The sequence below is a fragment of the Polynucleobacter sp. MG-27-Goln-C1 genome (assembly GCF_018881905.1).
GTDB lineage: Bacteria > Pseudomonadota > Gammaproteobacteria > Burkholderiales > Burkholderiaceae > Polynucleobacter.
In genome coordinates this window covers 67,339-84,123 of sequence record NZ_JACVPM010000003.1, presented here as the reverse complement: position 1 = coordinate 84,123, position 16,785 = coordinate 67,339, and the positions used below count along the sequence as shown (strand labels likewise).

At 45.5% G+C, this 16,785-nt stretch carries 14 protein-coding genes and 1 pseudogene; 3 read left to right on the top strand and 12 right to left on the bottom strand.

The genetic code is table 11. The features are described 5' to 3' along the window. Positions 1-72: 72 nt before the first annotated feature. From ICN14_RS08560 to ICN14_RS10390, 8 genes and pseudogenes are all read right to left on the bottom strand, one after another. Positions 73-2,970: an FAD-binding and (Fe-S)-binding domain-containing protein gene (locus ICN14_RS08560; protein ID WP_216226053.1), complete on the bottom strand. Its 2,898-nt coding sequence runs from the start codon at positions 2,968-2,970 to the stop codon at positions 73-75. Between the two features lie 112 nt (positions 2,971-3,082). Further along, positions 3,083-3,406 carry a P-II family nitrogen regulator gene (locus tag ICN14_RS08555; protein WP_216226052.1) on the bottom strand — a complete coding sequence of 108 codons (324 nt, stop codon included), beginning with the start codon at positions 3,404-3,406 and terminating at the stop codon, positions 3,083-3,085. Then, positions 3,403-6,498 (bottom strand): efflux RND transporter permease subunit, encoded by a 3,096-nt coding sequence (locus tag ICN14_RS08550; RefSeq protein ID WP_216226051.1) that lies wholly within the window; start codon positions 6,496-6,498, stop codon positions 3,403-3,405. Before ICN14_RS08550 ends, ICN14_RS08555 begins: the two co-directional genes overlap by 4 nt. Positions 6,499-6,503: 5 nt before the next feature. Continuing rightward, positions 6,504-7,850 carry an efflux RND transporter periplasmic adaptor subunit gene (locus tag ICN14_RS08545; RefSeq protein WP_216226050.1) on the bottom strand — a complete coding sequence of 449 codons (1,347 nt, stop codon included), beginning with the start codon at positions 7,848-7,850 and terminating at the stop codon, positions 6,504-6,506. After that, entirely contained in the window at positions 7,847-9,112 is a 1,266-nt protein-coding gene (locus ICN14_RS08540; RefSeq protein ID WP_216226049.1) for a TolC family protein, read from the bottom strand. Before ICN14_RS08540 ends, ICN14_RS08545 begins: the two co-directional genes overlap by 4 nt. A gap of 315 nt (positions 9,113-9,427) precedes the next feature. Further along, positions 9,428-9,760, bottom strand: a complete 333-nt coding sequence (locus tag ICN14_RS08535) for a hypothetical protein (RefSeq protein ID WP_216226048.1) — start codon at positions 9,758-9,760, stop codon at positions 9,428-9,430. 159 nt (positions 9,761-9,919) lie between these two features. Beyond that, positions 9,920-10,429, bottom strand: a complete 510-nt coding sequence (locus ICN14_RS10395; protein ID WP_255536031.1) for a universal stress protein — start codon at positions 10,427-10,429, stop codon at positions 9,920-9,922. A 93-nt stretch (positions 10,430-10,522) separates the two neighbouring features. After that, positions 10,523-11,191: pseudogene (locus ICN14_RS10390) on the bottom strand (TerC family protein); the annotation flags it as partial. 118 nt (positions 11,192-11,309) lie between these two features. Here ICN14_RS10390 and ICN14_RS08525 point away from each other — a divergent pair. Genes ICN14_RS08525 through ICN14_RS08515 form a run of 3 tightly spaced genes read left to right on the top strand, consistent with a single transcriptional unit; the run spans position 11,310 to position 14,029 of the window. After that, complete coding sequence (locus ICN14_RS08525) at positions 11,310-12,182, top strand: LysR family transcriptional regulator (protein WP_216226046.1); 873 nt, start codon at positions 11,310-11,312, stop codon at positions 12,180-12,182. Positions 12,183-12,185: 3 nt separating this feature from the next. Then, positions 12,186-13,154 carry a sodium-dependent bicarbonate transport family permease gene (locus tag ICN14_RS08520; protein ID WP_216226045.1) on the top strand — a complete coding sequence of 323 codons (969 nt, stop codon included), beginning with the start codon at positions 12,186-12,188 and terminating at the stop codon, positions 13,152-13,154. Positions 13,155-13,186: 32 nt separating this feature from the next. Continuing rightward, on the top strand, positions 13,187-14,029 hold the full coding sequence (locus ICN14_RS08515; RefSeq protein WP_216226044.1) for a DUF6671 family protein: 843 nt from the start codon (positions 13,187-13,189) through the stop codon (positions 14,027-14,029). Between the two features lie 23 nt (positions 14,030-14,052). Here the strand turns inward: ICN14_RS08515 and ICN14_RS08510 are convergent, their stop codons facing one another. The 4 genes from ICN14_RS08510 to ICN14_RS08495 form a co-directional block, all read right to left on the bottom strand. Then, a complete protein-coding gene (locus ICN14_RS08510; RefSeq protein ID WP_216226043.1) occupies positions 14,053-14,616 on the bottom strand; it encodes a phasin family protein in 564 nt (187 codons plus the stop codon). Between the two features lie 137 nt (positions 14,617-14,753). After that, positions 14,754-15,572, bottom strand: coding sequence for a peptidylprolyl isomerase (locus tag ICN14_RS08505; protein ID WP_216226042.1), 819 nt, complete (start codon positions 15,570-15,572; stop codon positions 14,754-14,756). 48 nt (positions 15,573-15,620) lie between these two features. Further along, positions 15,621-15,938 (bottom strand): hypothetical protein, encoded by a 318-nt coding sequence (locus tag ICN14_RS08500; RefSeq protein ID WP_255536023.1) that lies wholly within the window; start codon positions 15,936-15,938, stop codon positions 15,621-15,623. Between the two features lie 19 nt (positions 15,939-15,957). Beyond that, complete coding sequence (locus tag ICN14_RS08495) at positions 15,958-16,767, bottom strand: sulfite exporter TauE/SafE family protein (protein WP_216226041.1); 810 nt, start codon at positions 16,765-16,767, stop codon at positions 15,958-15,960. Positions 16,768-16,785: the final 18 nt, after the last annotated feature.

Sequence of the window (16,785 nt, the reverse complement as noted above, 5' to 3'; positions counted from 1 at the left end):
AATTGGGTGGTACAAATAAAAAATCCCCCGAATTAGCTCTCGGAGGATTCTTTATCTTAAATTGTAAATTTGTTACTTTGCTTGATGTGCCATCAGCAAAAGCTCTGCCAAATGCTTTACCTTGCGGCCAGTTTCTTGTTCGATCTGCTCTCGGCAACTAAAGCCATTGGTGAGAATGATCGTTTCTTGATCGGCAGCTCGGACAGCCGGAAGTAATACCAATTCTCCAACCGCTTTAGATATTTCCACATGCTCAGGATTAAATCCAAAGGAACCTGCCATGCCGCAACAACCGCTATCGATGTAATTCACCTTTGCACCTAAAGCAGCTAACAAGGCTACATCACCTTTGGTACCAAATAAAGACTTCTGATGGCAATGGGAGTGAACCAAAATATTGCAGTCTAGAGGTGGTGGTGTATAGCCCTTCTCATGCAGGAAGTCTCCAAGCAAATAAGTGCTAGAAGCCAAGAGTTGCGCTCTTGGATCGTGAGGAAAGAACTTTAATAGTTCATCTTTAAATACTGACATACAGCCAGGCTCAAGACCCACTACGGCGATAGGTGAATTTGGATCTGCGTTAATTTCATCCCCAATAGCATCCAGAATCTTCTCTAGTTTTTGCTTGGCGAGATCTAAATAACCAAAGTCATACAAAGGACGGCCGCAGCATAGCGGGGTCTTTGGCAGGGTTGCTTCAAAGCCAGCATGAGCCAGAACTTCTACTGCCGCATTAGCAACCTCAGGATGAAAGTGCTCGCAGAAAGTATCTACCCAGAGAATGACTTTCTTCTGCCCAGTACTTGCACTCTTTGATTTCTCAAATTGCTTTCTGAAAGATTGGTTTGCAAACTTAGGCAAGCTACGCTCTTGTGCTACGCCTCCAACCCATTTAGCTAGACTAGATAGCACCGGTGTTTGCATCATCCCATTGATCAGCCAAGAGAACTTGCTAGCTAGTGGCGCCCAGTCACCAATCCGCCCCATAGTGAGAGCCTGACGAGGCCTACTATTGGTCTCGTGATAGTGAGATAAGAACTCCGCCTTATAGGAAGCCATATCCACGTGCGCAGGACAATCCGACTTGCAACCTTTGCAAGAGAGGCAAGTATCGAGAGCATCTTTAAGCTCTTCGCTTTCCCAGCCATCCTTAATCACTTCACCTTGGAGCATTTCCCAAAAGAGTCGTGAGCGTCCACGAGTGGAGAAGCGCTCTTCTTTAGTAGCGCGATAGCTTGGACACATCGTACCAATTTTTTCACTACGACACTTGCCCATACCAACGCAACGCTCGACTGCTCTCTGGAAGCCATTACCTTCTTGGCTCAAGAAGTTCAGGCGGGTCTTGATATTCACAACTTTGTATTCCGGACCCATGCGGAGGTTTTCATCTACGCGATACGGGTGAACTACTTTGCCAGGATTGAGTTTGTTCTGCGGATCCCAGATGCGCTTGAATTCATGCATTGCACCCATTAGCTCTTCACCGAACATAATGGGTAGGAACTCTGCTCTGGCTTGGCCATCACCATGCTCACCAGTCAGCGAGCCACCAAACGCAACAACTAAAGTTGCCGCATCCCGAATGAAGGATCTAAATTTGGCTACACCTTCTGCAGAACGCAAGTTAAAGGTAATGCGCGCATGAATACATCCATCGCCAAAGTGTCCATAGAGCGAGGTCTCGTACTCATAAGAGTCTACGAGCGCTTGGAAGGAACGCAGATACTCACCCAAACGCGCCGGATCGACCGCAGCATCCTCCCAACCTACTACTGGGTCAGGAGAATTCGGATCAATGGACAGGTGGGTCGCAGATGCCCCATTCTCACGAATAGACCAAATACGCTTCTGCACCAATGGATCAGGCTCGAGCCAAGTTGATGGCTGAGGCCCTTTGGTTCGAGACTTGAAATACTCTTGTGCTTTTTCAGCCTGAGCTATAGCACCTTCTAGCGTGTCATCACCAAACTCCACAACCACCCACGCATTTCCAGGGGGAAGTAAATCAATTTCAGCTTTAGCTAAATTACGCTCTTGCAAGCCACGGATAATTTTGTAATCCAAACCTTCAATCGCGATTGGATTAAAGGATTGGTATTCAGGTACGGCATCACCAGCCAAATAGATGTCATCGAAACCTAACACCAAGACCACGCGCTTAGCAGGGCTCTTCACCAATCTCACTTTGGCAGCCAAAGTAAGTGCACAAGTACCTTCGGTACCAACCAATGCGCGTGCAACGTTAAAACCGTTCTCAGGCAAGAGTTGATCTAAGTTATATCCAGAAACGCGGCGCTTAATATTAGGGAAGCGCGCACGAATTAAATCGGCATAGCGATCACGCAAGGTAAGCAGGTCTTGGTAGATCTGACCTTTGCGCCCACCAGCAGCAATAATTTCTTGTAACTCTTGATCGGATGTCGGGCCAACCCAAAAACGTTCGCCATCGTAAGTCAGAATTTCTAAAGCTTCAGTGTTCTCAAGCGTCTTACCTGCCATCACCGAATGCGCACCACAGGAATTATTGGCAACCATACCGCCTAAAGTGCAGCGGCTATGGGTAGATGGGTCTGGAGCAAAAGTTAGGCCATGTAATTCGGCAGCATCGCGCAAGGAGTCACAAATCACGCCCGGCTCAACAACTGCATTACCAGCAGCTGGATCCAAAGCGAGAATGTGATTGCAATACTTGGAGATATCAAACACCACAGCGTTATTCACTGTTTGGCCATTCATAGAGGTGCCTGCGCCACGCATCAATACTGGAGCCTTATTGCGATGACAGATCTCGATACCTTTTACAAATTCTTCGGTATTTTTAGGGGTAACAACCCCAATCGGAATTTGACGGTAATTCGAGGCTTCGGAGGCATATACGGCCTGATGGGCTGTATCGAAATGAACAGAGCTTCCAAGAGCTGCTGTGAGCTCAACGTTGAGCTGCTCCCACTGAGAAATACCACCCATATTCAATCCTTGTTAGATGCACTTACCCCTTATTGGGCAATGTACATTCTAACAATTTCTGCTGTTTTGTGATTCCCGGCAGATTATTCAAATATGCTGAATTTATGCTCGTTTATGGCGTGGATTTTGCAATAAAGAAGGCCTTGGGAACCTCAGTACACCAAACTACACCGTCCCCTACTTGACCAGTTTGGCAAATAGTCACAATCCGGTCCATGAAAACCTGCGCAACCTCATCATTGCAAACAATTTCAACCTTCACTTTCGCAGAATAGTCCGTGAGTTCATCTTTGATATTGAACTTACCAGTGCGATTGGGAGCGCTACATCCCTCAACTTTAGTCACCGTCATCCCCGGAAAGCCTGGGGTCTCCAGTAGCGCCGTTCTGAGGGTGGCTAATTTATTTGGGCGAATGACCGCCTTCACTTCCATCATGCTTCCACCTCTTTATCTTCAAACCATCTGTATAAGACAGGGAGTACTAGTAATGTTAATGCGGTTGAGGTTATTAATCCTGAGATTACTACGGCTGCTAATGGGCGAGTCACCTCAGAGCCAGGACCACCAGAAAAGAGCATCGGCACCAAAGCCAACATCGCCACAGAAGCAGTCATCATGACCGGCCTAAAGCGATGACCACAGCCATGGAGCAAGGCATCTTCCATTGAGTAACCATCCTCGCGCAATTGCTTAATAAACGAAATTAAGACCACGCCATTGAGCACTGCAATACCCCAAAGATTGATGAATCCAACTGCAGCTGGAACAGACAAATACTCACCCGTGATGAACAAACCAAAGACACCGCCGATCGAGGCAAACGGCAAGACCAAAATAATCAGACCTGCCAAGCGCATGGACTTAAAGAGCATGAAGAGCAGGAAGTAGATAGCCAAAATCGTTAATGGGATGATGATCATCAAACGCGCCATAGCGCGTTCCATGTTTTCAAATTGTCCGCCCCACTCCAGGCTATAGCCTTGCGGTAACTCTACCTGCTTAGCGATAAGACTTTGCGCCTCTTTTACGAATCCACCAAGATCTCGACCATCCACATTGACGCCAACGACTAAACGTCGCTTACCAGACTCTCGAGAAATCTGTGCCGGGCCGTCAACCAAAGAAATATCAGCTAAGTCACGCATCAGGACTTGAGCGCCATCAGGTGAATGCAAGATGATGTTTTCAATCGCATCCACTTTGTCCCGGTATGGGGCTGGATAACGCAGAACTAAAGGAAAGCGTCTCTCTCCTTCATACACTGTACTTGCCTGCTTACCACCTATTGCTGTTTCAATCACATCATTTACATCAGAAACATTAATTCCATACCGAGCGATTGCATCGCGATTGATGTTGATATTGAGATAGTTTTGCCCAGTGGCTTGCTCGATGCGCAAGTCATTACTGCCCTTCATCTTGGTCAGAATTTGACTGATCTGAGCACCCAGCTTTTGGAGTGTGGCCATATCATCTCCAAAAATTTTGATTGCCACTTGAGAACGCACGCCAGAAACCATTTCATCTACACGCGCAGCAATTGGTTGAGAAATCGAGAGCTCAATACCTGGCAAGGTCTTCAATTTGTCACGAATCTCTTGCGCGATCTCTTCCTGACTGAGCTTACGATCCCCCAAAGGCTTGAGGGTCACAATCGGGTCAGATTCATTAGGCTGCCCCGGGTCTGCGGGGGATTCTCCCTTGCCTAAACGAGATACCGCCATCTGAACATCTGGAATTGTCATAATGCGTTTGATCGCCTCAAACTCCAACTTAATCGATTCATCCAAAGAGATATTTGGAGCTCGCACAATCACTGGGGTAATCGAACCTTCCTGCATCACTGGAATAAATGCCTTACCTAAAAGCACAAAGCCCACCAAGCTAACTGCGAGAGCAACTAAAGAACGTTTCACTACTAACTTAGGATTAGCCAAACTCCAATGTAACCAACGTTCATATGGAGCACGCAAGCGCGCCACAATTTTGGTGTCATCTTCACTGCCGCCCTTCAAAATATATGAGCACAGAACCGGGGATAAGGTGAAAGAAAGAATTAGTGAAATGGTGAGCGCAATGGCGATCGTAATAGCCATTGGTGCAAACATCTTTCCTTCCATGCCCTCCAGAGATAGCAGAGGCATGAAAACCAAAATAATGATGCCAACACCAAAGAGCACCGGCGTACCAACTTCGGTAGCGGCCTCCAAGATAATACGAATCTTTGACTCACCAGTCTTCAGTCTTTCACCTAACTTAGCAAAGGTGTTTTCTACCACTACTACCGAGCCATCGACCATAATGCCGATTGCAATCGCCAAACCTCCAAGCGACATGAGATTGGCAGAAATCCCATAGCGATTCATGACCAAGAAGGTTAAGAGTGGTGTCAGGATTAAGGTTGCCACCACAATGAGAGAGGAGCGCACATCGCCCAGGAACAAGAAGAGCAAGATCACTACTAAGATCACGCCTTCAATCAACACTTTGGCCACATTGAACATCGCAGCATTTACCAGATCCGTACGATCATAAAAAGGCACAATCTGCAGGCCATCAGGCAATAACTTGCCCTCATTAATCTCGGCAACTTTAAGTTTGATGCGATTAACAACCTCTCGCGCATTCCCCCCGCGGATCATCTGAATGATGCCCGCAACACTCTCTGTGTAACCATTCTTAATGGCAGCACCCTGCCTAACCTCGCTCCCAATAGTCACTTCCGCGACATTCTTCACGTAAACCGGGATTCCCTTAACCTCTTTGAGAATAATTTTTCCAATGTCTTCAGGCTTGGTAACTAATCCCACACCTCGAATCAGGAAACGCTCTGCATAGCTAGGCAATTGCCCGCCGCCAGAATTGGCATTATTTCTAGCAAGCGCTTCATATACTTCACGCAAACTGATTTGGTAATGACGCAATCTTTCTGGATTAACCAGCACCTGATATTCACGGGCAAAACCGCCCTGGGTATTGATTTCCGCAACACCTGGAATGGATCGCAACATAGGACGAACAACCCAGTCTTGAATCGTGCGACGTTCCTCGAGCTCTTCTACTGATAACTGCCTATCTCCATCAGAAGGATGGTCTAGGGTGTATTGGTAGATCTCTCCCAACCCTGTAGATGGGGGCGCCATTACCGGAGTAATGCCCTCCGGCATTTTGGCGGCAACCTCAATCAAGCGCTCGGTAACTAATTGACGAGCAAAATACAAATCAGTTTTTTCAGTAAAGACCAAGGTAATGACAGACAAACCATTGCGGTTCAGGGAGCGCATTTCCGTTAACCCCGGAAGACCTGTCATTGCTAACTCAACTGGCACCGTGACAAAGCGTTCGACCTCTTCAGGCGAGCGACCTGGTGCCTCTGAGGCAATTTGCACTTGCACATTGGTGACATCCGGGAAAGCATCGACTGATAAACGCTTGGTGGCAAGTAAGCCTGCGACCATCAGTACGATTGCAATAATGACGACTAGAAGTCGCTGTTGCAGTGAAAGTCGAACAATTTTCTCAATCATGAGATCTATCCACCGCTCAACTGTCGCTTACGTTCAGCATTTAAATGAAAAGCCCCATTAACAGCTATCTCCTGGCCCTCTTTGAGTCCAGAAATTACAGGACGATAGCCTTTTCCCTCTGGCCCCAATTTAACAGCGACCATTCGATAGGTGTCTTCATCTTCACGAACAAAAACATGATCATGATTATCTTGGCGAATCACGGCACTGACTGGCACCAATAATCTCTCTGTAGGTTGACTTTCAATCATCATTGTTGCCAACATGCCGGGTTTGATCAGACCATCTTTATTGGGCACTTCCATTCTGACAACTACCGTACGTGTTTGTGGATTCACAATCGAGTCCACGTGAGCAACTATACCTTCCACCTCAGCATTCCTGAGGGCTGGAATAATCAAGGTAATTTTTTGCCCCTTGTGAATCAAGTAGGCATTGCTCTCAGGTATCTCAGATACGGCCCATAAAGTACTCAAGTCAGCCACTGTAAAGAGCGCTTCTGCAGGCTGAACAACTTGACCCTTATTAATCTTACGCTCAACTATTTCACCAGGAATAGTGGCAATGACATTATTAGTGGATTCAATCACGCCAGATTTAGCCAGTCGATCAATGCTAGGCTGATCCATACCTTGAACCCTCAACTGATCATTGGCCGCACGAAACTCTGCCTTTGCGCTACTAGCTTCTGACTCACGTCTTTGCAACTCAGCTAACGCAATCACATCTTCTTTGTACAAAATTCTGGCCCGATTAGCAGCTTGATCGGCTAACTGACTAGCACTCTTGGCTTTTAGGTAAGCGAGTTGGGATTGCGTTAATTCAGTGGAAGTAATTTTAGCGAGGATATCGCCCTGCTTTACGACCTGCCCAGGAACACCCAAAATATCAGAAACTCGCCCCGTAACATTGGCACCAATACGGGATAAAAAGAGCTCATTGAAATCAATGCGGCCAGACGCTCGCAGCTCCTCAACAAATGAGCCCGTATAAATATTGCCATCTGTAATCATTTTTCTTAAATCAGCATTAACAATCACTATATTGGGATCCTGAACCGACTTTATAGTTGGGCTTCGATCAAACACATTGAAGTAATTCAAGATGATCAGGAATAAACAAAACCAAGGAAAGTAAAAAAGCCCTTTCTGAGTCCACTGTGGACTCTTATCGTATTGCTGAGCAACGCGAGGCAAATGCGTACTAAACCACTCATGAGTCAGCGCATACCAGTCGTTCTGAGTTTTAATGACGATGGCAATCCATTTCTGAATATGCACCTTTGCCACTGCCCTATAGCGAGCGTATAGCTCCTTTAATTTTCCGACTGCTGCCATGAATTCTTGCTTCATTGCTTTCCACTCTCAATTTTTGCAATCCATTCTGGAGTTGCTCTTAAACGCTGAATCTCTGTAACAACCGAAGCCAAATCAAAGCGAGCCTTGATCAAATCATTGCGAGCCACCCTAAATGTTCTTTGTGCATCCAAATACTCGAGCATGCCTCGCTCACCATAACGGTAAGAAACTTCGGCAATCCGCCTTGCGCTTGAGGCCAACTGAACAACGTCCTGATCTAGAATTTTTACCTGATAGCTAGTCATCTGATAGAGCTTGTATGCTGTCTCCAACTGCTGCTCTAGACTTTGGCTTTGTGCATTAAGCTGGTTCTTAGCTTTTGATGCATTAGCTTCCGCCTCTGCAATCTGCCCGCCCTTAAAGTCCCAGATAGGAATGCTCACCACTAAGCCATAGAGGCGATCAGTGAAATTGGGGTCGTTATATTGTTGCGCCTTGATAGACAGCTTTGGTAATCGAGAGTTCTGCTCAAAACTAAGCCTAGATTCAGTCGCCTCAACCTCTGCTTTTGCCCTTTGTAACTCGGGACTCTGCGAGTGCAACTCACTGAGCAAGGTTGGTAAGGGGGGTAAAGGCTCTATCTTGAAGGTTTGAGAAACCACCTCATAGTCAGCCGGCAAGTTATGTCCGACCACCTGTCTGAGTTGCCCCTTGGCCTGCTCAACTCTAAGCTTGCTAGATTCCGTATTAATTTGCGCATTTAGGAACTCAGTTTGTGCGCGGATTAATTCAAATCGAGCAGTCTCACCAACATCGTACCGAATTTGCATGCGATCACGAATTTGCTTCGTTAATCCCAAATCTTCTTCAGCAGCCTTTAGCTCTGCATCACGACGCATTAATTCATAAAAACGCTGTTGCACTCTTGAAATCATTTCAATCTCGAATGCAATTCGCGTTGCATCTGCGGCACGGACATTCGCTTCGGCAGCATTCACTCTAGGATAGCGGGTATACGGCATATCCAGAGGCTGTGTTACCGACCATGATGAGACATTACCTGTAGTCAATGGACCTGTTACCGACCTTTGTTGTCCAGTATTTAATTCAAACTCAGGATTTGGAATGGCACGGGCAGTAGAGAGCTGGCCTTTGACTACCTTAGACTGATCTCGTGCAGCCAAAACTTGAGGGCTTGATTCCAATGCAATCCCTATCAACTCATTGAGCGTAAGTGGCTTTTGACCCTGCGCACCAACCCCGCCCGCGAAGAGGATGCAGACAGTCAGTATCGATGCAGACGTTAAGCGATTCATTACGACAATTTTAGAAAATAGATGTGACTTCCCATTATCCGTCTCTGAGATGGCAAATAGCCGAGAAATTCCCCAAATCAGGGATCTGGGCACGATTTTGAGTGGACAAACGAACGATTGGGGCAGCAAATTCAAAAGATAACCATTTATAAAAATTAAAATGGTCTTGCCTTGAGATTAAATCACCCTTACACCGGACCCAAAGGTCGAATTGTCGGCATAAGGGACTCAGAAAACTGAGCAGGCTACTCCCCATGTGTATGTCTGTAATTAGATCATACTTATGATGAATAAATTGAAATGGGGGTGAAGTTCTCATACGTAAACATGTTTTGAAAATCGCCCATATTTTTGACTTTTATGAAACGCCTTCTGAATCAGCTTATAGATTTTCTTAAGGCACATTTCTAGAGCCATCCGCCTATCTCTCGCGGTCATGCTCACCTCGATTTGATGGTGGTCAAATGTCTCCAAGCTAATCATGCAATGTTGATTGCAAGTCGACTTTGATGACGGCACTGCAGAATATTGAATCTTGATTTTTCGCACCATCCAAAAGAGTCGCTTCAATGAGAACTTCACCCGATTCTCTGTGAAGGCCTTTAATTCCGACTCAACTTCTTCCTTCGCATCTAAGATCACATTCATTGTCATATCTCCTTTGTCAAACACAGATTCAGAATAGGGCAATCTTTACTTCTAATAAAGCAGAATTTAATTGACTTTATTTCAGTATTTAACTGAATATATAAAGGCAAAAAAAATGCCCTCAGAACAAGGGCATAAAAGAGAACAGCTGGATTAAAACTAATCGATCACAACAGCCATCAGTGCAGTTGCTGCGCCAGCACCCAGGGCTGGAATACCCCAACGCTCAAGTGCGGGCAAGGAGTTGCCAGTGACCACCTCTACTGGAATATCGCTGATTTCAAGCAACTTAGCGGTAGTAGAGTTTTCAAATAAACGGCTCAAAGAGTTTTTCTTTGCAGTACCAATCACTATGCGATTGCATTCAAGTCGCACTGCTTCATCACGAATGGCGCTACCTTTATCTCCACACACATAGGTAAAAGAAAAGTTCAACCCATGCTTTTCGAGGTAAGCGGATGCAGACGCTGCAGCCTGGGCAGCACGCTCAGCATGCCACTCATTAATGCTTTGTTTACTAAAGAATTTTCCGATGTGGCGATACAAAGTAGGCTGTACATTGCACAAGTGAAAATGTGCACTGGGGTCCTGCCCATATGTCTTCACAGCATGCTTTACTGCCATATCTGAATTTTTTGAACCATCCACAGGAATTAAAATTTTATTCATTTTGCTTTCTCCAAAATTAGGGGACTGCTCTTGTGAAACAACACTTGCAGACTCGGTAACTACAACCGAAGGAGCAATCACACTTTCAAGTGAACGCCTACTTCTAATAAACCCACTAGCTAACACACCCAACACAACAACCACTTGAATCACGTACTCCAAAGCGGGGCTCTGGGAAGCAAGCCACTCTTGAGAGATAGGCTCAGAGGTCATCATTTTTGCAGCCGTCCATGCCAGCACGCCAGCGCCCAAGTAGGTAACAGAAGGGAAGCGTTCGACCAACTTGAGTATTTGTGTAGAACCCCAAATAACCACTGGAATACTGATTAACAACCCTAGAACAACAAGCACGTAACTGCCATGAGATGCACCTGCCACTGCGAGCACATTATCTAAACCCATGATGGCATCTGCGATCACAATGGTTTTCATAGCACCCCAAAAAGTGGTGGATGCTTGACCGTGCTCATCATTCTCTTGCTCTGGATTTAGCAAGCGATAAGCAATCCAAACCAACAGCAATCCGCCTATCAGCATCAAGCCAGGCACCTTCAGCAAATAGACAACCATTAGCGTCATAGCGCTTCGGACCGCGATCGCACCAACAGCGCCCCAGATAATTGCCTTTTTCTGTAAATGGGCAGGGAGATTTCTAGCCGCCATCGCAATCACAATGGCGTTATCACCCGCGAGCACCAAGTCAATCACAATGATTGCCAGCAAAGCCGAAAAAAATTCGGGGCTAAATAGTTCCAATTTCATCTCCTCATTTAATTACCCATGAATTCCATGGATTTCCATGTGGTTAATTTAGGTTGATTTGCACTTAAGTAAAAGCAGAGATATAGTGATAGTAATTTCGTAAAAACCTGATAATCAAATGCTCTATAACTATCGTCACCTTTACTACTTCTGGGTAGTGGCTAAAGAGGGCAGCATGTCTAAGGCTGCCGAACGCCTTAATATCGCGATCCAGACAATTAGCGCTCAAGTGCACGAATTAGAGAAATCATTGGGATATCTACTATTTAAGCCGGCTGGTCGAGGTATTGCGCTAACCGAATCTGGATTTGCTGCCCTAGCAATTGCCGATCAAATCTTTCTCTTAGGTGAGCGCTTACCTGAGGCAGTGAGGGAGGCAGCAAGCTCTCCTAAAACCAAAATTACAGTTGGCGTATCCGATGGCCTACCCAAGCTGGTAACTAGGCAGTTACTAGAACCCATCTTAGAGAAAAATGATGTGCAGCTGATTGCGCATGAAGGTGAATTTGAGGATCTCTTGGCAGACTTAGCCTTACATAGATTGGATATTGTGCTGGCTGACAGACCCGCTCCAATCAACAAAAATCTTCACGTCTACAGTGAAGAATTAATCAAGTCATCTATTGCATGGTTTGGGCCCAAGAAACTACTCAAACAATCCAAGAAAGCCTTTCCCGCATGCCTGAATGAGTTGCCCATCTTGCTACCAACCTCTCACTCGAAGGTTCGCCATTTGATAGACCAATGGTTTGCTCAAAATGGCATCAACCCCAATATCGCAGGGGAGTTTGAAGATAGCGCCCTACTAAAAACCTTTGCAGCTAGCGGTCTTGGAGTATTTCCAGCCGGGGAAATAATCCAAAAGGATTTAAAAGAGACCTATCACATCGAAATGATTGGTAAGTGCGAGGATATCTACGAATATTTTTACGCTATTCGCTCAGAGAAGAAGATTCAGCATCCACTAGTAGAAGCAATTATCAGGCGTTAAGTTATGGCAAATTTTTTAGATCCCGCAATCCTGTTTTTCATATTTGGCGCATTTGCTGGCGCCGTGAAGTCGAACCTAGAAATTCCGCAACCCATTGCTCGCTTTCTATCGCTCTATCTATTAATGGCATTGGGCCTCAAGGGCGGATTCGCACTACATAAATCCGGCTTTACAACAGAAATCGCCCTCTCTCTGGGCCTCGCAATATTTTTAGCCATTCTAATTCCTATCATTGGCTATCAAATCCTCAGAACTAAACTGAATACATTTGATGCGGCAGCGATTGCTGCTACTTATGGTTCTGTCAGTGCAGTGACATTCATCACGGCTACCCAATACTTAGATCAATTCAATATTAGCTATGGTGGCCACATGGCAGCAGCGATGGCGCTGATGGAATCTCCGGCGATCATCCTCGCAATAGTTCTGGCAAACAAAGCGAGGGCCGCACACGCACAACAAACTCAAACTGATGTTAAACAAACGGGGATCTCAAAAATACTACATGAGTCCTTTACCGATGGCGCACAACTCTTGCTGCTTGGATCAATGGTAGTTGGTCTAGTAAGTGGCGATGCGGGCCAGAAACTTATGGCGCCCTTTTCTATTGATCTTTTCAAAGGAATGCTCGCATTTTTTCTTCTGGACATGGGCTTAATGGCAGCCAGAAATATCAAAGGTCTTCATGGGAAGCCACCTATCACCCTGCTCTATGCAATTGCATCTCCACTCTCACATGCTCTTATCGCATTGGCGCTCTGTAAGTTGATTGGGCTGCCACTTGGCAATACTATTTTGCTGATGGTTCTTGCTTCAAGCGCATCCTATATTGCCGTGCCAGCTGTTTTACGACATGCATTGCCTGAGGTCAATCCCGCACTCTATATGGGCATGTCCCTGGGCATCACCTTCCCATTCAATATTATTTTAGGCATTCCTTTGTATGCCATGATTGCCAAACTGGTGATGTAGCTAGCACCCGGGCTCTATGTAGAGATATTCTGATGAATATATATTTCAATAGAACAGCCAGCGTTTTAACAAAGCATGGCAAAGAGCTTGTTCTGAGAGATGTCCTGAGCCCTAGTATTGGACTTGAGATAAAGCATACCGATGCTTACGATACTGATTTGTTGGGAACCTTTACTTTAGAGACGCCCCGATACGGCAGCCAATTAGATGCCGCACGCAAGAAAGCTCAGATTGGCATGGAGCTTATCGGTACCGACCTCGGGTTAGCAAATGAGGGTGCCTTTGTCGCTGACCCATACACTGGGATGCTGTCATGGAATCATGAATTAGTCATCTTCATTGACCAAGCGAACCAGCTAGAAATTACAGGGTTTTATAGCGGCCCCGCTCAAAACGCCCATACTTATATCAGCCACTGGGAGGAGTTGGAGAAATTTGCACATACTGCACTTTTTCCATCCCATCATCTCGTTATAAAACCAACCGATGAATATCATCCACAATCAATAAAAAATATTAGCAACGTAAAGCAACTGAGGGATGCTTTTGAATGGGCCTGTGCACATTCATCAAAGGGGATTGTTTATGTTGAGAATGACCTCAGAGCCTTTGCCAACCCAACACGAATGGAACATATACGGTTAGCAACCATCGATCTTGCAAACAAATTAAATTCTCTATGCCCAGAATGTAAGACGCCTGGCTACTGGATTAAGGATATTCAGCGTGGATTACCTTGCAACGCTTGCGGCATGCCTACCAATCAAGAGATTGCAAAAATATGGGGATGCCTTAAGTGCGAATACAGGGATACGGAGGGGATGAAAGTACTTCAATTTGCCAACCCCTCCCTATGTGAGCACTGCAATCCATAGTCTACCAATTCAAATGCATAGCCTTATTTCTTTTTCGACTTTGCGGCAGGGCTACTTTTTTGTGCTGACGAAAACTGACTCATGTTTTCTACGCTCTTCTCAAAACTTACAAATGAGTCTGCCATTGCCGCTCGGATCAACTCAAAATTCTGAAGTGCATTGTTAAATGAGGCTTTGAATACAGAGGTATAGGGCTCAGTTCCCGCCGGAGCATTTTGAGTAGCTTCATTCACAAAATGAATTAAATCATGTTGCGATTCCTTAATCATCGTTTCCGCAATGTTTGCAAGCTCTTTATTGCCACTGGCGAAAGCTTGAAAAAGTTGGGCTTGATAGTCGGCAACCTCTTTTGCAGCATCCTGCAACACCTCGGCATGCACATAATCAAAAGCCGCCTTTGGATCCTGCGTTTTCATGAGCTCTGCAACTTTGGCCTGCAAGCGAGAAGATAGCTCTTGTGCAGCGCGTTGATTTAATTGGGCGATCTCCTGAGCACTTGTCAGCGCGGCTTGGCCAACCGCCTGGGCGGCTTTCATACCCTTGTTCTGATTTGCCATTGCACCTAAATCAAATGGATTCTTGCTCATTTGCACTCCCTTATTTAATCAGTGATTTTTTTAATCTACTCCCGAATGATTGGCAAGGAGATAGAGAAATACCACTAGAGACTGGCAGAAATGCAAAAGAGCGCCCTCAGGCGCCCTTTTTCATCGTTTAACTTGATTTAACGTACGACGATAGTGGCGCCCTGACGCAATTGGGACAAGAATTCAAACTGCTTCTTCTGCATCAAACCATTACGAATGGCTGTTTTAGCCTGCTCAAAAGTTGGCGGCTTGCTGGATTTTTTATCTTCCAACTTAATTAAATACCAACCTTGCGGCATCTGAATTGGCGCTGGAGAAACCTGACCCTTAGACAGGGTTGTCAGAACACTGGCAATTTGTGGCAAGGTCTGGCCCGCCTGCACCCAACCTACAGCACCGCCCTGAACCTTATTTGGGGCCAATGAAACACTCTTAGCCACTTTATCGAAAGACTCACCTTTTTTAATTCTGGCCAAGGCAGCTTGTGCATCCGCTTCAGTAGCGACAGCAATATCACTCACCTTATATTCCACGATCATGCCCTGCGAACCTAAAGAAGCAATCTCGCGGTTGTACTCCGCTTGAACATCTGCATCACTCACAGGATTTTTCGACATATAAGTAGATAGCTCTAGATCTGCTAAATAATTTTGACGAATCATAGCTAACTGACTATTGGCTCTATCAGAATTTGCAAGACCATCTTTGTCGGCTTGTTGTGACAAGAGGGAAATTTCAATCATCTTTGCTAAAACTGCTTTGCGAAGCTCTGGAGAATCTTTTTGACCCTGAGACAAAGCTGCCTGAATACCTTGCTCAACAACATCGTTGGAAATAATGTATCCATTAACAGAGGCGGCCGCGTTAATCGGTAGCGAGTTTTGGGAATGTGCAGCCGTAACAAAACCTAAGGCTATTACAGCGCTTGTAAGCAAACGAATGGAATGTAATTTCATGGGAACTCTTTTCTAAAATGTAGAAGCAATATTAACAGTTAGACCTTGCTAGAAGGTAAAGGTGGCAGGTATTGGCTCAAAGGGCGCAGCGGATTCGGTCTCCTGCGCTTCAGCCTGCTCTTCACCATCTGGATTTTTGACATAGCGTGAATCAAAAGGCACTTTGGGCTTTTGACTAACGGGGGGCGGGTCTAAGTAAACCGGGCCTGAGGGAGTCTCCATCGGCGCAATAGGCTGATTATTAAATTCTTGGATTTGCTCGGGAGTATAGGGTGAGAATGTCTGCGCATGAATAGCGACGGGAAATGCAAAGCTAAAAGTAATCCCGAAAATCAAACACGTCTTAAGTCGAATGGAATAATTCATACATCTTTCTAGATTGTGCCTAGGCCAGCAAGCCATCAGCAATTAATTTAATACTAGCCACTAATAAGAAAAATTGGACAATGATGTAATACCACTTAGCTGAAATCCTCTTGGCTAAATAAAAACCTAGATATACCCCGACAGGCACTAATGGCAGCAAGAGTATTGAGGTAGCCAACTGATTAAAGTTCAGCAAGTCAAGATAGGCATAAGGAACTAATTTGCCAAAATTGATCACCGTAAAAAATATACCTAATGTTGAGGTGTACACCATAGGTGAAACCTTCTCCCTCAGCATATAGATTGTGATTGGTGGACCGCCTATATGCGCAATGAATGAAGTAAAACCAGATACTCCTCCCATCAGCCTTCCAAGCCAAGGAAATGGTTTAGCTTCTTTAAGATTCAAGCGCGAGATCACCAAACTTTGTATCAAAAAGAGTAAGGTGAAGATGCCAATTGAGAGCGATAGAATTTTAGGCGTAATGGCAGAAAAGAAGAGGTAGCCTAAAAGCATTCCGAATGCAGCTGGCAATAGGACCAGCTTGAGTATTCTCCAATCAGCATTTCTGAGAAATCGTCGTAATCCCACCAAATCAATTGCAATCAACAGTGGCAACAGAATTGCTAAGGCCTCATTGATGCTGGACTGACTTGCCATTAGAGGCAAGGAAAGAACCCCCAGGCCAGCACCAAACCCACTTTTAGAGATTCCTACGATGATGACGCTCATAACCGCCAATACGAAGAAGAGTGCGGAATGGTCGTTAAAAGCCTGAACCAAAGAAATCATGAGGGAATTGCCAAGTGCGATAAGGTGAAAACCCATTTTAGAGCCAAAACACGA